16 protein-coding genes and 2 tRNA genes are annotated in these 16,932 nt (G+C 34.3%); 6 read left to right on the forward strand and 12 right to left on the reverse strand.

The window, feature by feature from the left end:
• Positions 1-102: 102 nt before the first annotated feature.
• The 3 genes from ABWU24_RS06215 to ABWU24_RS06225 all read left to right on the forward strand — a co-directional run bounded on the left by ABWU24_RS06215 (position 103) and on the right by ABWU24_RS06225 (position 2,880).
• Entirely contained in the window at positions 103-1,020 is a 918-nt protein-coding gene (locus ABWU24_RS06215; protein WP_353274609.1) for a hypothetical protein, read from the forward strand.
• Positions 1,021-1,106: 86 nt separating this feature from the next.
• Complete coding sequence (locus ABWU24_RS06220) at positions 1,107-1,931, forward strand: hypothetical protein (RefSeq protein ID WP_015588573.1); 825 nt, start codon at positions 1,107-1,109, stop codon at positions 1,929-1,931.
• Between the two features lie 121 nt (positions 1,932-2,052).
• Complete coding sequence (locus ABWU24_RS06225) at positions 2,053-2,880, forward strand: hypothetical protein (RefSeq protein WP_015588574.1); 828 nt, start codon at positions 2,053-2,055, stop codon at positions 2,878-2,880.
• 329 nt (positions 2,881-3,209) lie between these two features.
• Here the strand turns inward: ABWU24_RS06225 and dnaQ are convergent, their stop codons facing one another.
• The 8 genes from dnaQ to rpsD all read right to left on the reverse strand — a co-directional run bounded on the left by dnaQ (position 3,210) and on the right by rpsD (position 7,923).
• Positions 3,210-3,860, reverse strand: a complete 651-nt coding sequence (dnaQ, locus tag ABWU24_RS06230) for a DNA polymerase III subunit epsilon (RefSeq protein ID WP_369800723.1) — start codon at positions 3,858-3,860, stop codon at positions 3,210-3,212.
• Positions 3,861-4,668: 808 nt separating this feature from the next.
• Positions 4,669-5,103 (reverse strand): hypothetical protein, encoded by a 435-nt coding sequence (locus tag ABWU24_RS06235; protein ID WP_341815934.1) that lies wholly within the window; start codon positions 5,101-5,103, stop codon positions 4,669-4,671.
• Between the two features lie 98 nt (positions 5,104-5,201).
• Positions 5,202-6,065 (reverse strand): lipoyl synthase, encoded by an 864-nt coding sequence (gene lipA, locus ABWU24_RS06240; protein WP_341815935.1) that lies wholly within the window; start codon positions 6,063-6,065, stop codon positions 5,202-5,204.
• A complete protein-coding gene (rpmB, locus tag ABWU24_RS06245; protein WP_015588578.1) occupies positions 6,058-6,372 on the reverse strand; it encodes a 50S ribosomal protein L28 in 315 nt (104 codons plus the stop codon). Before rpmB ends, lipA begins: the two co-directional genes overlap by 8 nt.
• 54 nt (positions 6,373-6,426) lie before the next feature.
• Positions 6,427-6,687, reverse strand: a complete 261-nt coding sequence (locus ABWU24_RS06250; protein WP_254229807.1) for a DUF721 domain-containing protein — start codon at positions 6,685-6,687, stop codon at positions 6,427-6,429.
• A gap of 309 nt (positions 6,688-6,996) precedes the next feature.
• On the reverse strand, positions 6,997-7,191 hold the full coding sequence (gene iscX / locus ABWU24_RS06255; protein ID WP_007302643.1) for a Fe-S cluster assembly protein IscX: 195 nt from the start codon (positions 7,189-7,191) through the stop codon (positions 6,997-6,999).
• Between the two features lie 20 nt (positions 7,192-7,211).
• Positions 7,212-7,298: transfer RNA gene (locus ABWU24_RS06260), tRNA-Leu, on the reverse strand.
• Between the two features lie 10 nt (positions 7,299-7,308).
• Positions 7,309-7,923, reverse strand: a complete 615-nt coding sequence (gene rpsD / locus ABWU24_RS06265; protein WP_006012690.1) for a 30S ribosomal protein S4 — start codon at positions 7,921-7,923, stop codon at positions 7,309-7,311.
• 113 nt (positions 7,924-8,036) lie between these two features.
• On the opposite strand from rpsD, the gene tkt reads away from it, so the two are divergent.
• The 3 genes from tkt (at position 8,037) to gatC (ending at position 11,414) form a co-directional block, all read left to right on the forward strand.
• Positions 8,037-9,992 carry a transketolase gene (gene tkt, locus ABWU24_RS06270; protein WP_135352851.1) on the forward strand — a complete coding sequence of 652 codons (1,956 nt, stop codon included), beginning with the start codon at positions 8,037-8,039 and terminating at the stop codon, positions 9,990-9,992.
• Between the two features lie 158 nt (positions 9,993-10,150).
• Entirely contained in the window at positions 10,151-11,071 is a 921-nt protein-coding gene (locus tag ABWU24_RS06275) for a ribose-phosphate diphosphokinase (protein WP_108784141.1), read from the forward strand.
• Entirely contained in the window at positions 11,061-11,414 is a 354-nt protein-coding gene (gatC, locus tag ABWU24_RS06280) for an Asp-tRNA(Asn)/Glu-tRNA(Gln) amidotransferase subunit GatC (RefSeq protein WP_108784140.1), read from the forward strand. Before ABWU24_RS06275 ends, gatC begins: the two co-directional genes overlap by 11 nt.
• A 38-nt stretch (positions 11,415-11,452) precedes the next feature.
• On the opposite strand, the gene ABWU24_RS06285 is transcribed toward gatC, so the two are convergent.
• The 4 genes from ABWU24_RS06285 to ABWU24_RS06300 form a co-directional block, all read right to left on the reverse strand.
• Positions 11,453-12,709: a Tol-Pal system protein TolB gene (locus ABWU24_RS06285; protein ID WP_015588582.1), complete on the reverse strand. Its 1,257-nt coding sequence runs from the start codon at positions 12,707-12,709 to the stop codon at positions 11,453-11,455.
• A 458-nt stretch (positions 12,710-13,167) separates the two neighbouring features.
• A complete protein-coding gene (locus tag ABWU24_RS06290) occupies positions 13,168-14,802 on the reverse strand; it encodes a ribonuclease J (protein ID WP_353274610.1) in 1,635 nt (544 codons plus the stop codon).
• Positions 14,803-14,971: 169 nt separating this feature from the next.
• Positions 14,972-16,090 (reverse strand): molecular chaperone DnaJ, encoded by a 1,119-nt coding sequence (dnaJ, locus tag ABWU24_RS06295; protein WP_353274612.1) that lies wholly within the window; start codon positions 16,088-16,090, stop codon positions 14,972-14,974.
• Positions 16,091-16,172: 82 nt separating this feature from the next.
• Positions 16,173-16,250: transfer RNA gene (locus ABWU24_RS06300), tRNA-Arg, on the reverse strand.
• Positions 16,251-16,932: the final 682 nt, after the last annotated feature.

Genomic DNA, 16,932 nt, shown 5'->3' on the forward strand with positions numbered 1-16,932 from the left:
CATAAATTAACAAATAAAGAGGAGAGGGACATATATCTGGTTATAAATGGTCCTGGATTTGAAGAAAATCAAATAGATGATTTAAAGCGTGAACTGAAAGGAATGGAAGGAGTGCATGTTGTAGATTTACACCAATACGACTGGAGCGAAATAGATACAGGATGGAAGATAGATGGTGAAGACATTAGCATAAAGGATTTCTTTAAGAATATGTATAATATGTCAGAGGAGCAAAGGATGTATTTTGCTGTTGAAATAGATACCTTTAGATTGATTGCTCTTGCTCTTTCAGAAAAAATGACAGGAGAGAAAGGTGCAATATATATAGACTTTGATTCTTTAAAAGCCATTGACACTCATATAGGAAAAGACATAACGATTTCTAAGGGAATTTTGTTAGGGCAAGTTACTGTACATGTTAATCCAGAGAGCGGCAAAATTATTAAAACGGATTTAAATAATGACTTGATTGCAGTAAGTTGTCCAAGTATAGCGATTAATATTTTAGCTCAATATAAAAGAGAAATACTGAGTCAAGAAAAAATGTGCTATGAGTTGGCAGAACGTTTATCTCGGTTTATGCAAAGAGAAGAATCACAATTTTTTACCGCATGTAAAAGATTGGAAGAAGAACAGCTGTGGGATGATGAGACGAAGAGATTAGTGAGAGTTATTAAATACGGATTAAAGAAGATAGAGTGTACAATAGGTGATCTCAAAAATGGTGAGATAAGAAAATTATATGAGCCACGGGTGTTAAGGTATATGCAACATCGTGAAGTAAGTATGAATTTGGGTCAATTTTATACTGTAGAAGTAATTCGTAGTGAATTAATTGGTCAAGACGAAAGTAAACTGAAGCTGTTTTACTTCGAAGAGAACAATGGCAATTACGTTTATATAATAGATAGTGACCTATCTTGGGCGAGAAGAGCAAACTTATACCATAAGCAGGTAAAAAGTGAGTTAGAAAAAGTACAAGTAGATCAGATGGGATTGGAAGATCTATCGTTAAAGTAATCAAGTGCAAACCCGGAAGAAACTCAAGTTACAGTTCATAGTCTATATTAGTTAAAAATTAATGATTTATGTCTATTATAGTATATATGTCAAAAAAAGTGATTAATGAGCTGAAAGATAAGGCGAGGGAGAGGAGATATGCTGATTTGAAGTCTACAGAAAGTTCTGATTATAGAACATATAAGGATTTGGATATGGACTTTAATAGTGAATATGAATTTGTTTGTGACCTTGTTATTAATGGGAAGGCAATAACTAATGATTTCATTAAAAATTTATATTTAAAACATGTAAATCTCATTACAGAAGATAAGGACAAAAAAGGGAGTTATCGTCTGTTTCTTAAGCAAATCTTCACGGAAGTATTTGTACACGCCGGTGCAGCAGTTCCAAATGACTCTATTATGGAAGAATTGATAACTTATTATAACAGGTCTGGGTACAAGCAATTCTTTTCTTCTCAAAGTCAAGCACTTCGTTCTTTTGGATTGTGCATGTATTCATTCCACTATTTAATTCCTTCTTACAGAGAAAGGACCTATATAAGTTGTGAAGATCCAAATTGTCTGAAGTTCAGTTTTAGCGTAAATGATGGCATATATAACGATAATAAAATTTTAGTATGTGATTTACAAAACTCAGTGGAGTTTAAACTAAAATGCGAAGGTGGAAATGTGAAGTATGAAGAAGGTAAGGTGTCTCTTGCTATTCCTAAGGAGCTGAAAAACTACAAAGCAAATGATAAGAATTTGTTTGACGTCATTATTGAGTATTTTCAGAAATTTTGCGAAAAATTTGGATTTCACTTTTTTGAGGAAAAATTTGAGCATAATCTGGATAAGCCACTTGGAGTATTAAGTGATATAAATACATCCCAAGATAAGAATCTAAACTTGAAGAATTTAGAATAAGATATTGAAATCTCTGCTTTTTTTTAATAAGGTGGGTATAATAAAAAGTAAATCAAGTTTTACAGAAAACCTTTACTTATGATGAAAAGTACGTAATACGTATATAATATAAGATTGTGGTATGTCAAAAAAAATAGTTAACGCATTGAAATCTGAAGTAAAAAAGCTCAAGTATTCTGATTTAAAATCTATACCAATGAAATCAGGTGGTTGGAGTAGCATAAACTCTGGTTACAACACATATATTGACCTTGATAGATCACACAACCTTACTATCAACAAACAAAAAATAACCAATGAGCTTATCGAGGAGCTATATTCAAAACATAAAGATCTCATTTTAGGGAATGAAAAAGGGAAAAGAAATTATTGTTTGTTTCTTAAAGTAGTCTTTATGGAAATGTTTATACGTGTTGGTGCAACAGTTCCAAATGACTCTATTATAGAAGAATTGATAGCTAGTTATCATCAAGAAGGATATAATCATTTTTTGTTTCTGCATTTATTAAAGGCTCTTTTTCCACTTGGCTTGCTTGTGTTAGATTCTGATATAATAATAACTTATAGTATGGATTGCCATAGTTCCAATTGTCTAAAACTCAGTTTTAGCATGGAATGTATAAGGGTACTTAGCAGTGATCTTGCTAATGATATCAAAACACCAGGTTTTTACAGTTCAGTAGAATTTAAACTGAACTGTAAGGGTAGAAATGTAACATATGAAGATGGTAAAGTGTCTCTTATTATTCCGAAAGAGCTGAAAAATTATAAAACAAGTGGTAGAAGTTTGTGTGACATTACTATTGAGTATTTTCAGGAATTTTTTGGAAATTTGGGATTTAAATTTGAGACAAAAGTAGAACATAGTCTAGGGGAGCCACTGAAGGTGTTAAATGATGTAAGTGTGCTTTGCTCTCAGTTAGAATGTATCCGTTCAGTAGAGTGGTAAAATAAATTAGACGAAACTAATAAGTGGGTATCATGAAAGTAGCTATCATCCAGTCTTTTCATGCAAAAAACAATGATGTCATTCCAGCGCGTGACACTGAGGTTCAAATTGCTCACAAGCAACCTCATCATAGATACTAAAAGCAACGGTTTCAATGGGACTACAGAAGGGCTGTGCCCTCATTATTGTAAATGCACTTTTACTCTATTTTTATACTATCTTATTTTGCCATTCTGCTGAACGGATACAGATATTGAGATTCGCGTTTTTAAAGCTAGAAAATACATCCCTTGAGAGAGTAATTTTGCTACTGAAAGCAAAAGGCCTTTTTACAATCTTCTATCTACTACTCCCTCATGAACAGATACGTTAATCTTATCTAACTGCTTACTAACCTCTTCATTACTTGGCAAGTGTTCTCTAAAACGTACTGTATGCTGACATCGATCCAAAGGAGTTTGTAATCGCTCAATATATACTTTTGCTAGCAACTCAGCGTCAATTAGCGCTCCATGTAACTTCCTACTCTCTAGTGATATACCAAAACGCTCACACAATGCACTTAAAGAAGCTGGTGGTCCAAATCTCTTTCTTACAAGCGGTAATGTATCTAACACTCTGTCTGAAGAGATTAATTTGGCATTCAGTTTACCAAGTTCCATGTTCAAAAATTTAATGTCAAATACAGCATTGTGAATTACCAAAGTATCGCTAGATATAAAATTAAGAAATTCAGATGCAATCTCTGAAAATAATGGCTTATCCTTTAGAAATTCTTCGCTGATACCGTGAACTTTAAATGCACCTTTGTCTATGCTCCTTTCTGGGTTGATGTATCGATGGAATACTTTGCCTGTTGGAATACGATTAATTAACTCCACACATCCTATCTCAATAATTCGATGGCTATTGACGTCAAGACCTGTAGTTTCAGTGTCAAGTACTATTTCACGCAGCCCATCTTGTTTGGAAAGTTCTATACTTAACCTACTACTAGGATCTGACTGACTATTGGTAGCTTGTATCGTTTTTTTTCTTTTAGCTACTAATTTTTTTGTAGCACCTTCACCATCTTTTACTCTAGAGTGTCCAGGCGCTTCGGTTATTGCGCTTTTTTTTATACTATCAAGGATAACTTCTTTATCATTCAAGAATTTTTTACCGTTACCTTCTACATAAAGTGAGGTGAGATTTTTGAGTGCTATATCTCCTCCATAGTGGTGGCGCCACACTCCAACAATGTTGTTGTTTTCTACATTTAATAAAGTAAGATTTGGGAGACGTTTGCTGCCAATTAAAAATGCAAAACCTATATCGCCAATATGATTATTGCTTATTTCAAGTAAAGTAAGGTTTGGTAGATTGCCTTGACCTATATATCCTGCACCTTCGAAACCGAGTTTATTGTTCCTTAGAGTGAGCGAAGTAAGATGTGTAAGTTTACCTAGTTCTTTTACATCTTTAGAATCAACCTCTACATTTATTAAATTAAGCTCTTTAATGTCTTTTTTATTCTGTAGAAAGTTTACCAGCTTCCTTACATCAATTTTAGCACTTACATTTGATATTGTTAAAGCTTTATCATGCACATATTCGCCAAAATTCACCTTACCCTTGCTAATATACTACGTAAATATTTTAGCTGATATCTCAGTAATTGTCAATTGCTTATATAAGATCTTAACACCCACAACAGCTGGTTTAGGTGCTGTAAAATTCATACTTTTTGTGATCAGCTAAGTAAAAAGTTAAGCCTAGGGCAACTCACTAAGCTTTTCTGATTTATTGTTATACAGTTCTTGAGTTTTTTTCTTCCTTTACAAAAGAATCTGTTACTAAATCCTTTAAAGTTTCACCAGGCTTTTCTAGCAATTCAGGTTTAAGTAAATACTCAAGTTCATATATTGCTGCTGTAATTGCTATAGCAGCTAAAGCTGCAATTAAAAATGGTGAACTTATTTCTTCTGTTATGAGTGTTAAAGTTATTAAACCTCCTAGCAGCCCAATTACTGGTGGAACAATAATTGCTGCACCTCTTTCCCATAATTGTGTTTTCTGTTTCTTTTTTTTGCGTCGTTTACACTCTCCTTTTTTTCCTTCAAGTGGAATTTCTTTAACTTGGACTTGCTGACAAAATGTTACCTTTCTTTTTGGCTTTATTTTGTCAGAAAAAGAACATTTTGATAACTCAGTGTAGTCAACTTTTTCGTTAGAATCACCCATAACTTTTTCGCTTCATCAATACCTATATTAAATTATATTCTAAATAAAGTCATAATATTAATTACTATATTAAACTATACTCTAAAAAAAATAAGATATTAACTACAAGCCTTGAGCCTGTTAAAATCTTCTTCAGCGTGGTATGATGACCGAGTTAGTGGGCTTGATGCAACTACCAAAAAGCCTTTGGAATAAGCAATATATTTATAATGCTCAAACTCTTCTGGGGTAACATATCTATCAATCTTTGCATGTTTTGGAGTTGGTTGCAAATATTGACCAATTGTAATGAAATCAACTTCGGCACTACGTAAATCATCCATGACCTGAAATATTTCTTCCTTTGTTTCTCCGAGACCAACCATAAGCCCTGACTTCGTGAAAAGCTTAGAATTGATCTGTTTCACCATCTTTAGCAAATATAGTGAATGAAAATAACGAGCTCTTGGCCTTATTTTTGCATACAGTCTTGGTACTGTTTCGATATTGTGGTTATAAACATCAGGTGATGCAACAGCTATTGCTTCAAACGCTCCTTTCTTATTTAAAAAATCAGGAGTAAGAATCTCTATTGTTGTTTCCGAAGTTATCTTTCTAATTTCTTCTATACACCTTATAAACTGATTTGCACCACCATCTGCTAAATCATCGCGGTCAACAGAGGTAATGACAACGTGCTTTAAATTTAACTTTTTTATCGCTTTTGCTAAATTTTCTGGTTCATGAGGATCGAGCTTATCAGGAATGCCAGTTGCAACGTTGCAAAACGCACAAGCACGAGTACAAACAGAGCCGAGAATCATCACAGTAGCATGACGTTTATTCCAACATTCACCAATATTTGGACACGCAGCTTCTTCGCATACTGTATGTAAGTTATGTAGCTTAACAGTGTTTAAGGTTTTATTGAATATTTTACCAGCTGGAGCTTTTGCTCTGAGCCATATAGGCTTACTATGCATCTGAAACAGCTAATTCTACCTCTTGTTTTGCTAAAACTTTCTTTAATCTTCTTTTTATCTTTTGTGCTTCTTTACTTAGTTTAATTGTTTTTGTATTGAGCAAGAAAGCATCAAGATCACCTTTATAGTCTATAGTTCTTAAAGTTCTTGTTGCTATACGAAAGCTAAACTTTTTGTCTAATATATTACTCGTCAATGTAACTTTATGTAAATTTAAGAGAAAGGTACGCTTTGTTTTACGATTTGAGTGCGATACCTTATTACCAAAAGACTTTTTTCTATTTGTTAATTCACAAATTCTACTCACTTCAATATACCAATTTATCCTATGTAACTAGGTTAACCTTATATAGTTAAATAGTCAACTCCCTTGCTTGATTTTTATACCGTATACTGCTTTATAGCCAAAAAACACTGTAATTTTTTCTATTACAAGAGAAACCATATGCTGCATTTCTAATGCTTTACTGCCATTTGTTACTAACAGATGCAGAACACCAGAATTTACGTTTTGTGCGTATGAGATCTTTTGTGGTTTTGTACATTCTGCTAATTCCTCTCCAACTATACTTTTCCAGTTTAAAATAAGACGTATTTCATTTTTGCTGATCTTATTTTTCATGCATTTTAATGCATAGTTTTCTATTATAGATTTTAATTTCTTTGGCCCGCTATATTTAAACATCTTTCCAGTACTTAAAATTAAATTATATTACAACTTTCTTATACAAAAAACTAACTTATTGTTTTCATGACCCTCGGCCTCACACATAAAAAGCAGTATTTGTATATTGTTGCCTAACTTGTAATCATTTTTAATTGTAATTTATTAAATTATTATGAAACTAAGTAAAATTCGAGTAAAGTATAGTATTTCCAAGAAGATTATCTTTTTACTGTATGCCGTAATTTTCTTATAGCTATCTGTTTTTTAAGATCTTTCTGCAATCCAAGCTGCTTGAATGGCCTCTAATATTTTTTCATTACAATACTTTTCATCATCATCAAACTCTTCTAAATCCAAGACTTTTCTTTTAAGTTCAGTGAATCTAATACTAATTATATCTTCATTTGGAAATTTCTCTTCTAGAGCTTCTGCAATATCTTCTATATCAAGCCATTTCATACTTTTTTAATAAATTAAACTGGTGCCCATGGGGAGACTTGAACTCCCAAGGTCGCAAAACCCACGGATTTTAAGTCCGCTGCGTCTACCGATTCCGCCACACGGGCCTTATGTTGTTTATCTAGAGTAAAATTCTACTACTAAATTGACTTCCATGTCTGCTGAATAGGGGACTTCGGAATATTGAGGCGCTCTCAAATACTTCACTGAAAGTGCTTTGCTGTCTGCCTCTAAATAATCTGGAGCCTTACGTTCTTGTTTTTGTTCAGCCTCTATTAATATAGGAATTTTTGCTGCTCTTTCCCTTATTTTTACTATATCACCAGGCTTCACTCTATAACTTGATATGTTAACCACCTTATCATTAACTGTAACATGTTTATGAGATATAAGCTGTTTTGCCGAGTAAATTGTTGGCACAAAACCAGAGTGATATAAAACAGAACTTAACCTTGATTCCAAGGCACCAATAAAATTATCAGCCGTATAACCTTTTCTTTTGTAAGCATCTAAAAATGTACGTCTAAGCTGTTTGCTTGAAATTGCATAGTAGAACTTAAATTTTTTATGTGCAGCAAACTGCTTACCAAAGTCAGATAATTTCTTAAATCCAAGAATACCATGCTGACCTGGAGGGTATTTTCTTTTATTGACCGAATCTTTTGCTCTACCCCATAAGTTTACACCAAGCCTGCGACTGATTCTATACTTTCTATTGATAACAGTTGTCATACAAAAATTCTCACAATCTAACTATAAATTATTAATGATTTTAACATTAAGTGTCAACTTGTTTTTGCCACTATGATGTAGTATACTTCACTTTTAAGTTTTCCTATTAATACATGAATCATCTATTACTAAAATCCATGGCAAATGCTGTCCGCTTTTTATCAATTGATGCGGTACAAAAAGCAAATTCTGGACATCCAGGTATGCCACTTGGCATGGCAGATGTTGCAACTGTATTATTTGCTAAATATCTAAACCATAACCCTGATGATTCTCAATGGATCAGTAGAGATCGTTTCGTCTTATCAAATGGTCACGGTTCGATGCTGCAATACTCTATATTATATCTGACAGGCTACATTGGTATAGATGAACTAAAAAACTTCAGGCAACTTACATCAAAAACTCCAGGTCACCCAGAATTTGGCTTAACTTCTGGTATAGAAGCAACAACAGGCCCGCTTGGTCAGGGATTTGCCACTGCTGTTGGCATGGCACTTGCTGAATCGATTCTTGCAAAGCAGTTTGAAATCAGTCACTACACTTACGTAATGCTAGGAGATGGTTGTCTTATGGAAGGTATAAGCCATGAAGCAGCGTCCCTTGCTGGGCATCTTAAATTAAATAAGCTGATAGCACTTTTTGACGACAATGACATCTCTATAGACGGCTCTACTAGCCTCTCTTGTTCTGATGATGTAGAAAAGCGTTTTTCAGCGTATGGATGGAATGTTGACAAAATCGATGGGCATGACTTTGATGCTATATCCCTTGCAATAGAGCAGGCGCAAAAGTCTGATAAACCTACACTAATCTGTTGCAAAACTATTATCGGAAAATTTTCGAGCCGTGCTGGCACATCTTCTGCTCATAGTGGTGCCTTTACAGAGGAAGATGTAAAACAGATGAGAGAAAAATTGAATTGGGACTATGAACCATTTCATGTACCAGAAGATGTGAGAAACGCTTGGATAGAAACAGTTAAGAGGGCAAAGCAAAACTATACATCCTTGATCAATGAAGAACTACAAAGAAGACTTGAGAAACGTTTGCCAGACAATATCGAAAATGACTTAGCTAACCTGAAGAAACAAATATGTGAGCTAATGCCAAAAGAAGCTACTCGATCTTCTTTTGGCAGAGTAATGGAACTATTAACGAAGTCTATGCCAGAATTAATTGGTGGTTCTGCTGATCTTACCGGTTCAAATTGTACTAAATATAAGTACATGCAGGCAATAGATAGTAATAATTATGATGGTTCTTATGTCCACTATGGAGTGAGAGAGCACGCTATGGCAGCTTGTATGAATGGTATGGCTCTTCATGGTGGAATTATTCCTTATGGTGGAACTTTTTTAGTATTTTCCGATTACTGCCGACCTGCTATACGTCTTTCAGCTTTGATGAAACAACAGGTTATATATGTAATGACTCATGACTCAATTGGAGTAGGGGAGGATGGTCCAACTCACCAGCCAATAGAGCATTTAGCTTCTCTGAGAGCTATACCAAATCTGTATGTTTTTAGGCCAGCAGATGCAATTGAAACTTTGGAGTGCATTAGCATTGCACTTGAAAAAAAAGAGTCACCTGCACTATTTGCGCTTTCAAGGCAAAATATTAATTACATGCACTCTTATACTGACCAATTGGCCAACCTATCAAAATTTGGTGCATATATACTATGCGAATATTCAGGGAAGCTAGAAGTGACGATATTTGCTACCGGATCTGAAGTTGAAATTGCAGTTGAGGCAAGAGAAAAATTACAGGAAAAAGGTGTAGGAACAAGGGTCATTTCTATGCCGTGTTGGAGGCTTTTTGACGAGCAAAGTGATGAATATAAAGGGGTAATATTAAATAATGACAGTATTAAAGTTGCAATTGAAGCGGGAAGTGAAGTGGGTTGGCATAAATATATAGGCTCAAACGGTATATTTATTGGCATGAAAAATTTTGGAGAATCAGCACCTTATAAAACACTTTATGAGCATTTTAATATCAGTGCAGATCATGTAGTAAAATGTGTTTGTGAACAACGCTTTTTGTCATTCCGCTGCGCATAAAATTACTTAATGAACTCAGCCAGTGCCGTTATTATGATAAGGAACATCGGTGAAATGTTTCGAGTAACTTTTCCGTTTCTATGATCCACTTGGCGGCAAGAATAAAGTTTTAATCATTCTATGGTTTCTGTATAATTTTCAAAACTTAATTGATATATATGAAGGTAATAATAGGTAGCACTAGTAAACAATTAGGAGATTCAATAGCAAGTGGGCTAAATGCTCAGCTATTACCTACTCAGGTATCAAGATTTGCCGATGGTGAGGTAAATGTAGAAGTAGCAAATAATCTACATAATCAAGAAGTATACGTAGTACAATCTCTTTCTTCCCCTGTAAATGATAACCTTATGGAGCTTTTGCTTACAATTGATGCAGCAAAGAGGTCAGGAGCCAAGAGAATAACGGCTATTATTCCTTATTACGGATACAGTAGGCAGGATAGGGTTATTAAAAACAATAATATGCAATCTGCTTTAAGTGCTAAATTAGTTGCAAATCTTATTCAAACTGCAGGTGCAAATAGCGTTGCTGCTATTGATTTGCATTCAAGTCAAATTGAAGGTTTTTTTGATATACCAGTTACTAATTTGAGCTGTTTTGAAGTATTTGTTGACTCTATATACAAGGAGGATTTTGCAATAGTTGCGCCTGATGTTGGAGCAATTGGCAGAGCTCGTGCTTTTGCAAAGATTTTAGAGGAAAAATACAAGTTAGATAATGATATTGTTGTAGTAGATAAATATAGAGAAAAAGCAGGTAAATCTCAGGTAATGAATGTAATCGGAGAAGTTGCAAACAAAAATTGCGTCATTGTTGATGATATAGTTGACTCTGGTGGAACATTATGTAATGCAGCTCTTGCTTTAAAAAACCGAGGAGCAAAGTCTGTAGTTTCATGCATTACACATGGAATACTTTCAGGAAATGCAGTTGAGAAAATCTCTTCCTCTTCTCTGGATAAATTAGTAATTACGGACACCGTATTTCACAAATTTGAAAAAAATGATAAGATAGAGGTTGTTTCAATTGCAAATATTTTAATTTGCTTCATGCAAGGAGGTAAAAGTGCCAGCTAGATCAACAGAAGATGTTATCACTTCGTTAATAGAATTTGCAAATAAGAGAAAAATAACAATTACTAAAGAAGAAATGCTTAAAACTGCACAGCTTGTGAGGATTAAGTTATCCGATGATGAGATTCAATATTACTCAAAAGAACTGACAATGCTGGATTGGATACATGATACTTTGTTGAAAGTTAATACTGAAGGTGTTTCTCCTATGCGTTATGGAACTATAGATAAAGATATTCATGTACGAGATGATGTTGTAAATTCTCAAAACATTAAAGAAGAGATATTATCCAATACAAAATCGGAGCATGGGTATTTCGTAGTACCTAAGGTTATAAACGATTAAGATAAAGCAAGATTTATACCGATTTTATAGATCTACTTTCAAAAATAAGACCAATCTGGTAAAGAAGCATTCGTTGGAGTAAAAACCATTTTTTGATTTTTCTTTACTAAATCTACTAAATATAATTTAGAGTTGCTTGGTGATTCTGCGTTAGTAAAGATAATTTCTCTGCCATTTGGTAGCCATGCCGGAGATTCAATTTTATGCCCCTCTGAAAGCAAGCGCTCTTCTTTGCCATCTGGCTTCATAACTCCTATGTAAAATTTTCCTGACTGAATTTTTGTAAAAGCTATCAGATCTCCTTTTGGCGACCAAACAGGTGTAGCATATCTTCCATTTCCAAAACTAATTCTCTTGGGTTTTTTGCTTTTTTTAGTGAAATCTATGATATATATTTGCTGACTTCCACTTATATCAGAACTAAAAACCATGTACTTTTGATCTGGAGACAAAGAGGGAGAAGTACTTATAGCTGAACCTTTAGTAATTTTTTTTGTTCGTTTGCTGCTTAAGTCTAGAGATAATATATTTGTTTCACCACTCAATGAGTGGGAAATAAAAAGAGATTTACCATCAGGAGAAAATCTTGGTGCAGAAATAACTCCTTCAAATGCGCTGATTATTGATTCAGTGTTATCTTTTAAATTTTTTAATATTATATAACTTTTACCATTTGTGTATGAGATATAAACAATACCCTTTCCATTTGGTGAAAATCTTGGTGTTGACACAAATTTCTCACCATTTGTTAAGTACTTTATATTACTTCCATCTTGATTCATCACAGCAATTTTACGGACGGATTTGTAATTGCTATCTTTTTCTTCAGCGATATATGTAATTTTTGTATTGAAATGCCCTTTCTCACCAATCAATCTATCATGTATCACATCTGAAACAAGATGACTAATTTTCCTCCAGTCTTTTGCTAGAAAAACAACCGACTGAGTAAGCAATTCTCTGTTTGTAAAGCTGTCAGATAAACGAAAAGATAGCTCTAAATTTCTGTTTGATACTTCACTTAAACTTACTGTGACTACAGTATCGCTTTTCCAAGACTCAACTTTCGTGTTACGTTTCACATTAAATAAGCCACAATTAGATAGATTTGTTTCAATTACTTTTGTGATGCTTTCACTTAGCTCACTTTCCACTTCTGTCTTGCATGCACATTTAGATACAACAAGATCAATATTACCAATATTGCTTTTTTTTATATCAACATATAAAACAGCTTTTGTGGAATAAGGAATAAATAACGAAATAAATAACACCAGTTGAACGAATAGCTTCATTAGATTTCTTGCATTACCTCCTGTCATCTCAGCAAATAGCTTACTTTTGAAGTTAAACTGCATGACAGTAGAGTAAATCAATTTCTGCAGTACTTGACACTGGAATCCAGAAATTTGACTGCAAGTAAGTGCACTGAGGTGGCAAGCATAAAAGTAGTTGTTTTATGCTAAAACAAACGTCTTTGACAAGGTTGCATGAAAAACTGGATCCCAGTGCTCTGACACTGGGATGACATTTTCCTGATGGAGATTGCTCTAAAACTACAATGTTCATACAATTGTATGCATGGGCATTGGGACGACACCCTTCTGGTAGATTCAAATCACAATGTTTGTATAGTTGTGTGATCTGACACTGATTTTTTTTTACGGATTCCAGTATTGCATGCTGAAATAACATCAAAGAATACATTGTTAACTTCTTACTCAAATAATGGTTAATAAAAAGAGGTGTATTTCTATACCTGTTCTATCTGGACTTCAATTATAGGTCTTTTTAGTAAATATTCTTTTAAGATACTAAATATTGAGCTCTCAATTTTATTTCTTATTTTTTTTATCGGCTGTGAGTCAAATGCTGACTCAACCTTCTTTATGATCTTTTGCATAATGGCTGCATCTTTTTGCGCTTCGAAAACACCAGGTGCAAATACTTTTGGCTTAGCAAGCAGTTTATTTTTCTTATTTACAACTGCTGTCACTACGATAGCTCCGGCATCTCTCATTCTCTCACGCATTTTTATAACGCTGCATTCTGGATGACGGAGTAACATACCATCAATACCAAAGTAGTCGACATCAATGGAGCTAACTTTTTCCCCATTTTCCAAATTAACAATATCACCTGGTGCAATCATTATTGCTTTTTTCACACCGCACTCTTTAGCAAACTTTACATGTGCATCCGTATGAAGATACTCACCATGAACCGGAATAGACATCTTAGGTTTTATCAAAGAATACATTTCCTTTAGCTCTGCTTTTACTGGATGTCCGGAAGCATGAACATTTTCTGTTTTTTCAGTAATAACTTCCACTCCCATCTCAATAAAGGCATTGAGCATGTTATGTGCACGAGTTTCATTGCCAGGAATGATTTTTGATGAAAAGATCATGGTATCACCTTGCTGCATTTTAAATGCTTGATGACTCTTAGCGGCAAGTCTTGCGGTAGCTGCCAGTGGCTCACCTTGACAACCTGTGCAAAGTAGCACCAGTTCTTCCCTTGGAAAATTTACTGCTTCCTTTGCTTCAAGAAACTCAGGAGAATCAGTTAAATAACCACTATCCTGCGCAACTTTCACTATTCTCCATAAAGATCTGCCAAGTAAAACCACTTTTCTATTTAGTGCTTTTGCAGCTTGGCTTATTGTTTCAATTCGCGCCACATTCGAGGCAAATAGCGAGACAGCAACCAATTTTTTAGACCGCTTTATTATATTGTAAATATTATCATAAATTTCACTTTCTGACTCAGGGTGATGCTTGCTTAATATATTGGTTGAATCGCAAATTGCTGCAAGCAGGTCACCTTTATCGCCAATTTCTTTTAGATGCTCCATATTAGAAGTTAATCCAACAACAGGTTTTGGATCGAATTTCCAGTCTCCGGTATGGAGTGCACTACCCATTTCAGTGCTAATTAATATTGAATTTGCTTCAGGAATTGAATGAGTTACATTTATAAACTCGACGGTAAAAGGACCCAAATTTATGCTGCCATTTATGTCTACCTCTTTCACAGGCACTATACCTTCCAATCGAAATTCTTTTAGTTTCTCTTTAAGAAAATTAACCGTAAACTTTGTTGTATATATGGAGCACTGCAACTCTTCCCACAAGTGTGGCACTGCACCGCAGTGGTCCTCATGTGCATGTGTAATTATTATTCCAAGTAAATCTTTTTTTCTTTGAGCAATAAAATCTATATCAGCAATGAGCAACTCAACACCTGGCATAGTTTCATCTGCAAAACCAACACCAAGGTCGATCATAATCCACTTACCTTGGTAATGATATAGGCTAACATTCATCCCGATTCTTCCTACTCCCCCAAGCGGAAGAAATAAAAACTCATTTTTGTTTATATTCATTAAATTTAAATTATTAAAACCTGAGGATAGCAAAACTTCGACCTTAAATAAAGGAATTTATCACTTTTGCATAACTTAAAAAAATCTTTTCACTAAAAGAGAAGGCTTTCAAATTGGTAAAAAGAATTAAGTGTAGACAGCTACCTCTTTATATCATTTAGCAAATTTCTCATTTTTTTTTTACTTTTTCAAAGAATCCTTCAGATTTCTGCTCTACACTTTCATGTTCCTCTTCCTCAAGCGCTTTTAATAGCTCAATCTGCTTTTGGGTTAAATTCTTTGGATTTAAAGTCTCAACTATTACCTGTACGTATAAATCACCACGAGCATGTGAGTTCATATATGGCATACCCTTTTCCCTACAACGTAGTTTGGTACCAGTTTGAGTGCCTTCAGGGATCTTTACTTTTATTTTAGCTCCATCAATTGATTGAATATCGATTTCACCACCAAGCACTGCTAGTGTCATTCTTATAGGCACTTTACAGTGTAAATCTGCTCTATTGCGAGTGAAGATCTGATGAGTAGCTATTTTCACACATACGTATAAATCTCCGCTTTTTCCACCTCTTGCTCCAGCTTCTCCTTTACCACTGACTCTTACCTTAGCTCCTTCTTCTATGCCTTTTGGAATTGAAACGGAGATATTTACTTCATCTCTTTTACGCCCACTTCCACCGCATTTCTTACATTTATTTTGTATTATTTCTCCTTCCCCATAGCATGTAGTACACGTTCTTTCAATGGTAAAAAAGCCCTGTTGAGTTCTAATTCTACCGCTTCCCTGGCATGTGTTGCACTGAACTGGTTTGATTGCTCCTTCGCTACCTGTGCCTTGGCATGTATTACATTTTATATTTGTCACATAATGTATAGGTGCTTGTATTCCTTTAAATGCATCTTCTAAGGTAATTTTAAGGTCGTAGCGCAGATCTGCTCCAAATACTCCTGTTGTACTTCTTTTTGTTCTTGACCTACTTGTACTGCCGCCGAATCCTCCACCAAAAAAATCGTTAAATATATTGCTAAAATCCCCTCCAGCTTGGCTGAAATCAAATCCACCGGAAGCACCATCGTGACCATAACGATCATAACCTGCTCTTTTTTCAGAGTCAGATAGAACTTCATATGCAGCTGTTACTTCTTTAAATTTTTCCTCTGCTTCCTTATTACCAGGATTTCTGTCAGGATGATATTTTAATGCTAGTTTTTTATATGCTTTTTTTATCTCTTCAATACTAGCATTTCTGCTCACTTCTAGCAGATCATAGTAGTCTTTTTTGTTCATATATAATAGCTCAGTATTTTACCTTTAAAGATAGGTATTACATATATGAATTTCAAGTATGACCTCTATTTCCTATAAAATATGGTGCACCCTGAGCGACTTGAACGCCCGACCTTTTGATCCGTAGTCAAATGCTCTAATCCAACTGAGCTAAGGGTGCTTGCACAAAGTTGACTTTAACAGATTTTGTAGCTTATTTCAATTGATTTAGCTAAAAATAAAACTCTTATCATGTATGAAACCTGTAAGAAATTGTACTAGCTCTCTTAAAGGATAACTTAAGTTAACAGTTTTCAATTATTTTGATTTTAGAACCGCTATCCGAATAAGTGCTTTTCACATTATACTGCCAAGCTGCTAACAAATAGCGGAATGACGGTTATAGTTAAATCTAAACTATTTTGGCTATATCAGAAGACGGGTTATGCAGAAACCTTAAAATACTTCTTGCTTGCTAAGGAGAATAAATACATTCCTACAAACAAGCAGATACTCAATATCGATGCATAGGAAAACTTGAAAATTAAATCTTTAATATATCTTGATAAGCATTTACCTGCAGAAATTTTGTATAGTAGTCCAACACAAACAATCGTACTATCAATGACTGATGCTATAATTAAAGTGATGAAATTTGCCATATGAAAATTCAATTTGGACTTTAATTTTTTTAAAATAACTATGCTTGAGAGAAGAGAGACTAGAATTGCAGTATATGAAACCAATATTACCAAACTAAAATTTTGCAATTTAAAAAGACAGCATATCACTGTACACACTATTAAGCTGTAAGTAGCTTTGCTTCTACCATGAAACTCAACCATTGAGTTTACAACTAAAGT

It is taken from the genome of Wolbachia endosymbiont (group B) of Hofmannophila pseudospretella, from assembly GCF_964028515.1.
Classification (GTDB): Bacteria; Pseudomonadota; Alphaproteobacteria; order Rickettsiales; family Anaplasmataceae; genus Wolbachia.

What these genes read in the sequence shown, in the direction of transcription:
- ABWU24_RS06250 (WP_254229807.1), bottom strand. Translation starts at nt 6,687, where the DNA reads ATGAAAAATAAGATCAGCAAAAATGAAATACGTCTTATTTTAAACTGG.
- ABWU24_RS06290 (WP_353274610.1), bottom strand. Translation starts at nt 14,802, where the DNA reads ATGAATATAAACAAAAATGAGTTTTTATTTCTTCCGCTTGGGGGAGTA.
- ABWU24_RS06215 (WP_353274609.1), top strand. Translation starts at nt 103, where the DNA reads ATGGAAGGAGTGCATGTTGTAGATTTACACCAATACGACTGGAGCGAA.
- ABWU24_RS06275 (WP_108784141.1), top strand. Translation starts at nt 10,151, where the DNA reads ATGAAGGTAATAATAGGTAGCACTAGTAAACAATTAGGAGATTCAATA.
- ABWU24_RS06225 (WP_015588574.1), top strand. Translation starts at nt 2,053, where the DNA reads ATGTCAAAAAAAATAGTTAACGCATTGAAATCTGAAGTAAAAAAGCTC.
- lipA (WP_341815935.1), bottom strand. Translation starts at nt 6,065, where the DNA reads ATGCATAGTAAGCCTATATGGCTCAGAGCAAAAGCTCCAGCTGGTAAA.
- ABWU24_RS06220 (WP_015588573.1), top strand. Translation starts at nt 1,107, where the DNA reads ATGTCAAAAAAAGTGATTAATGAGCTGAAAGATAAGGCGAGGGAGAGG.
- ABWU24_RS06285 (WP_015588582.1), bottom strand. Translation starts at nt 12,709, where the DNA reads ATGAAGCTATTCGTTCAACTGGTGTTATTTATTTCGTTATTTATTCCT.
- dnaJ (WP_353274612.1), bottom strand. Translation starts at nt 16,090, where the DNA reads ATGAACAAAAAAGACTACTATGATCTGCTAGAAGTGAGCAGAAATGCT.
- ABWU24_RS06235 (WP_341815934.1), bottom strand. Translation starts at nt 5,103, where the DNA reads ATGGGTGATTCTAACGAAAAAGTTGACTACACTGAGTTATCAAAATGT.
- tkt (WP_135352851.1), top strand. Translation starts at nt 8,037, where the DNA reads ATGAATCATCTATTACTAAAATCCATGGCAAATGCTGTCCGCTTTTTA.
- iscX (WP_007302643.1), bottom strand. Translation starts at nt 7,191, where the DNA reads ATGAAATGGCTTGATATAGAAGATATTGCAGAAGCTCTAGAAGAGAAA.
- rpsD (WP_006012690.1), bottom strand. Translation starts at nt 7,923, where the DNA reads ATGACAACTGTTATCAATAGAAAGTATAGAATCAGTCGCAGGCTTGGT.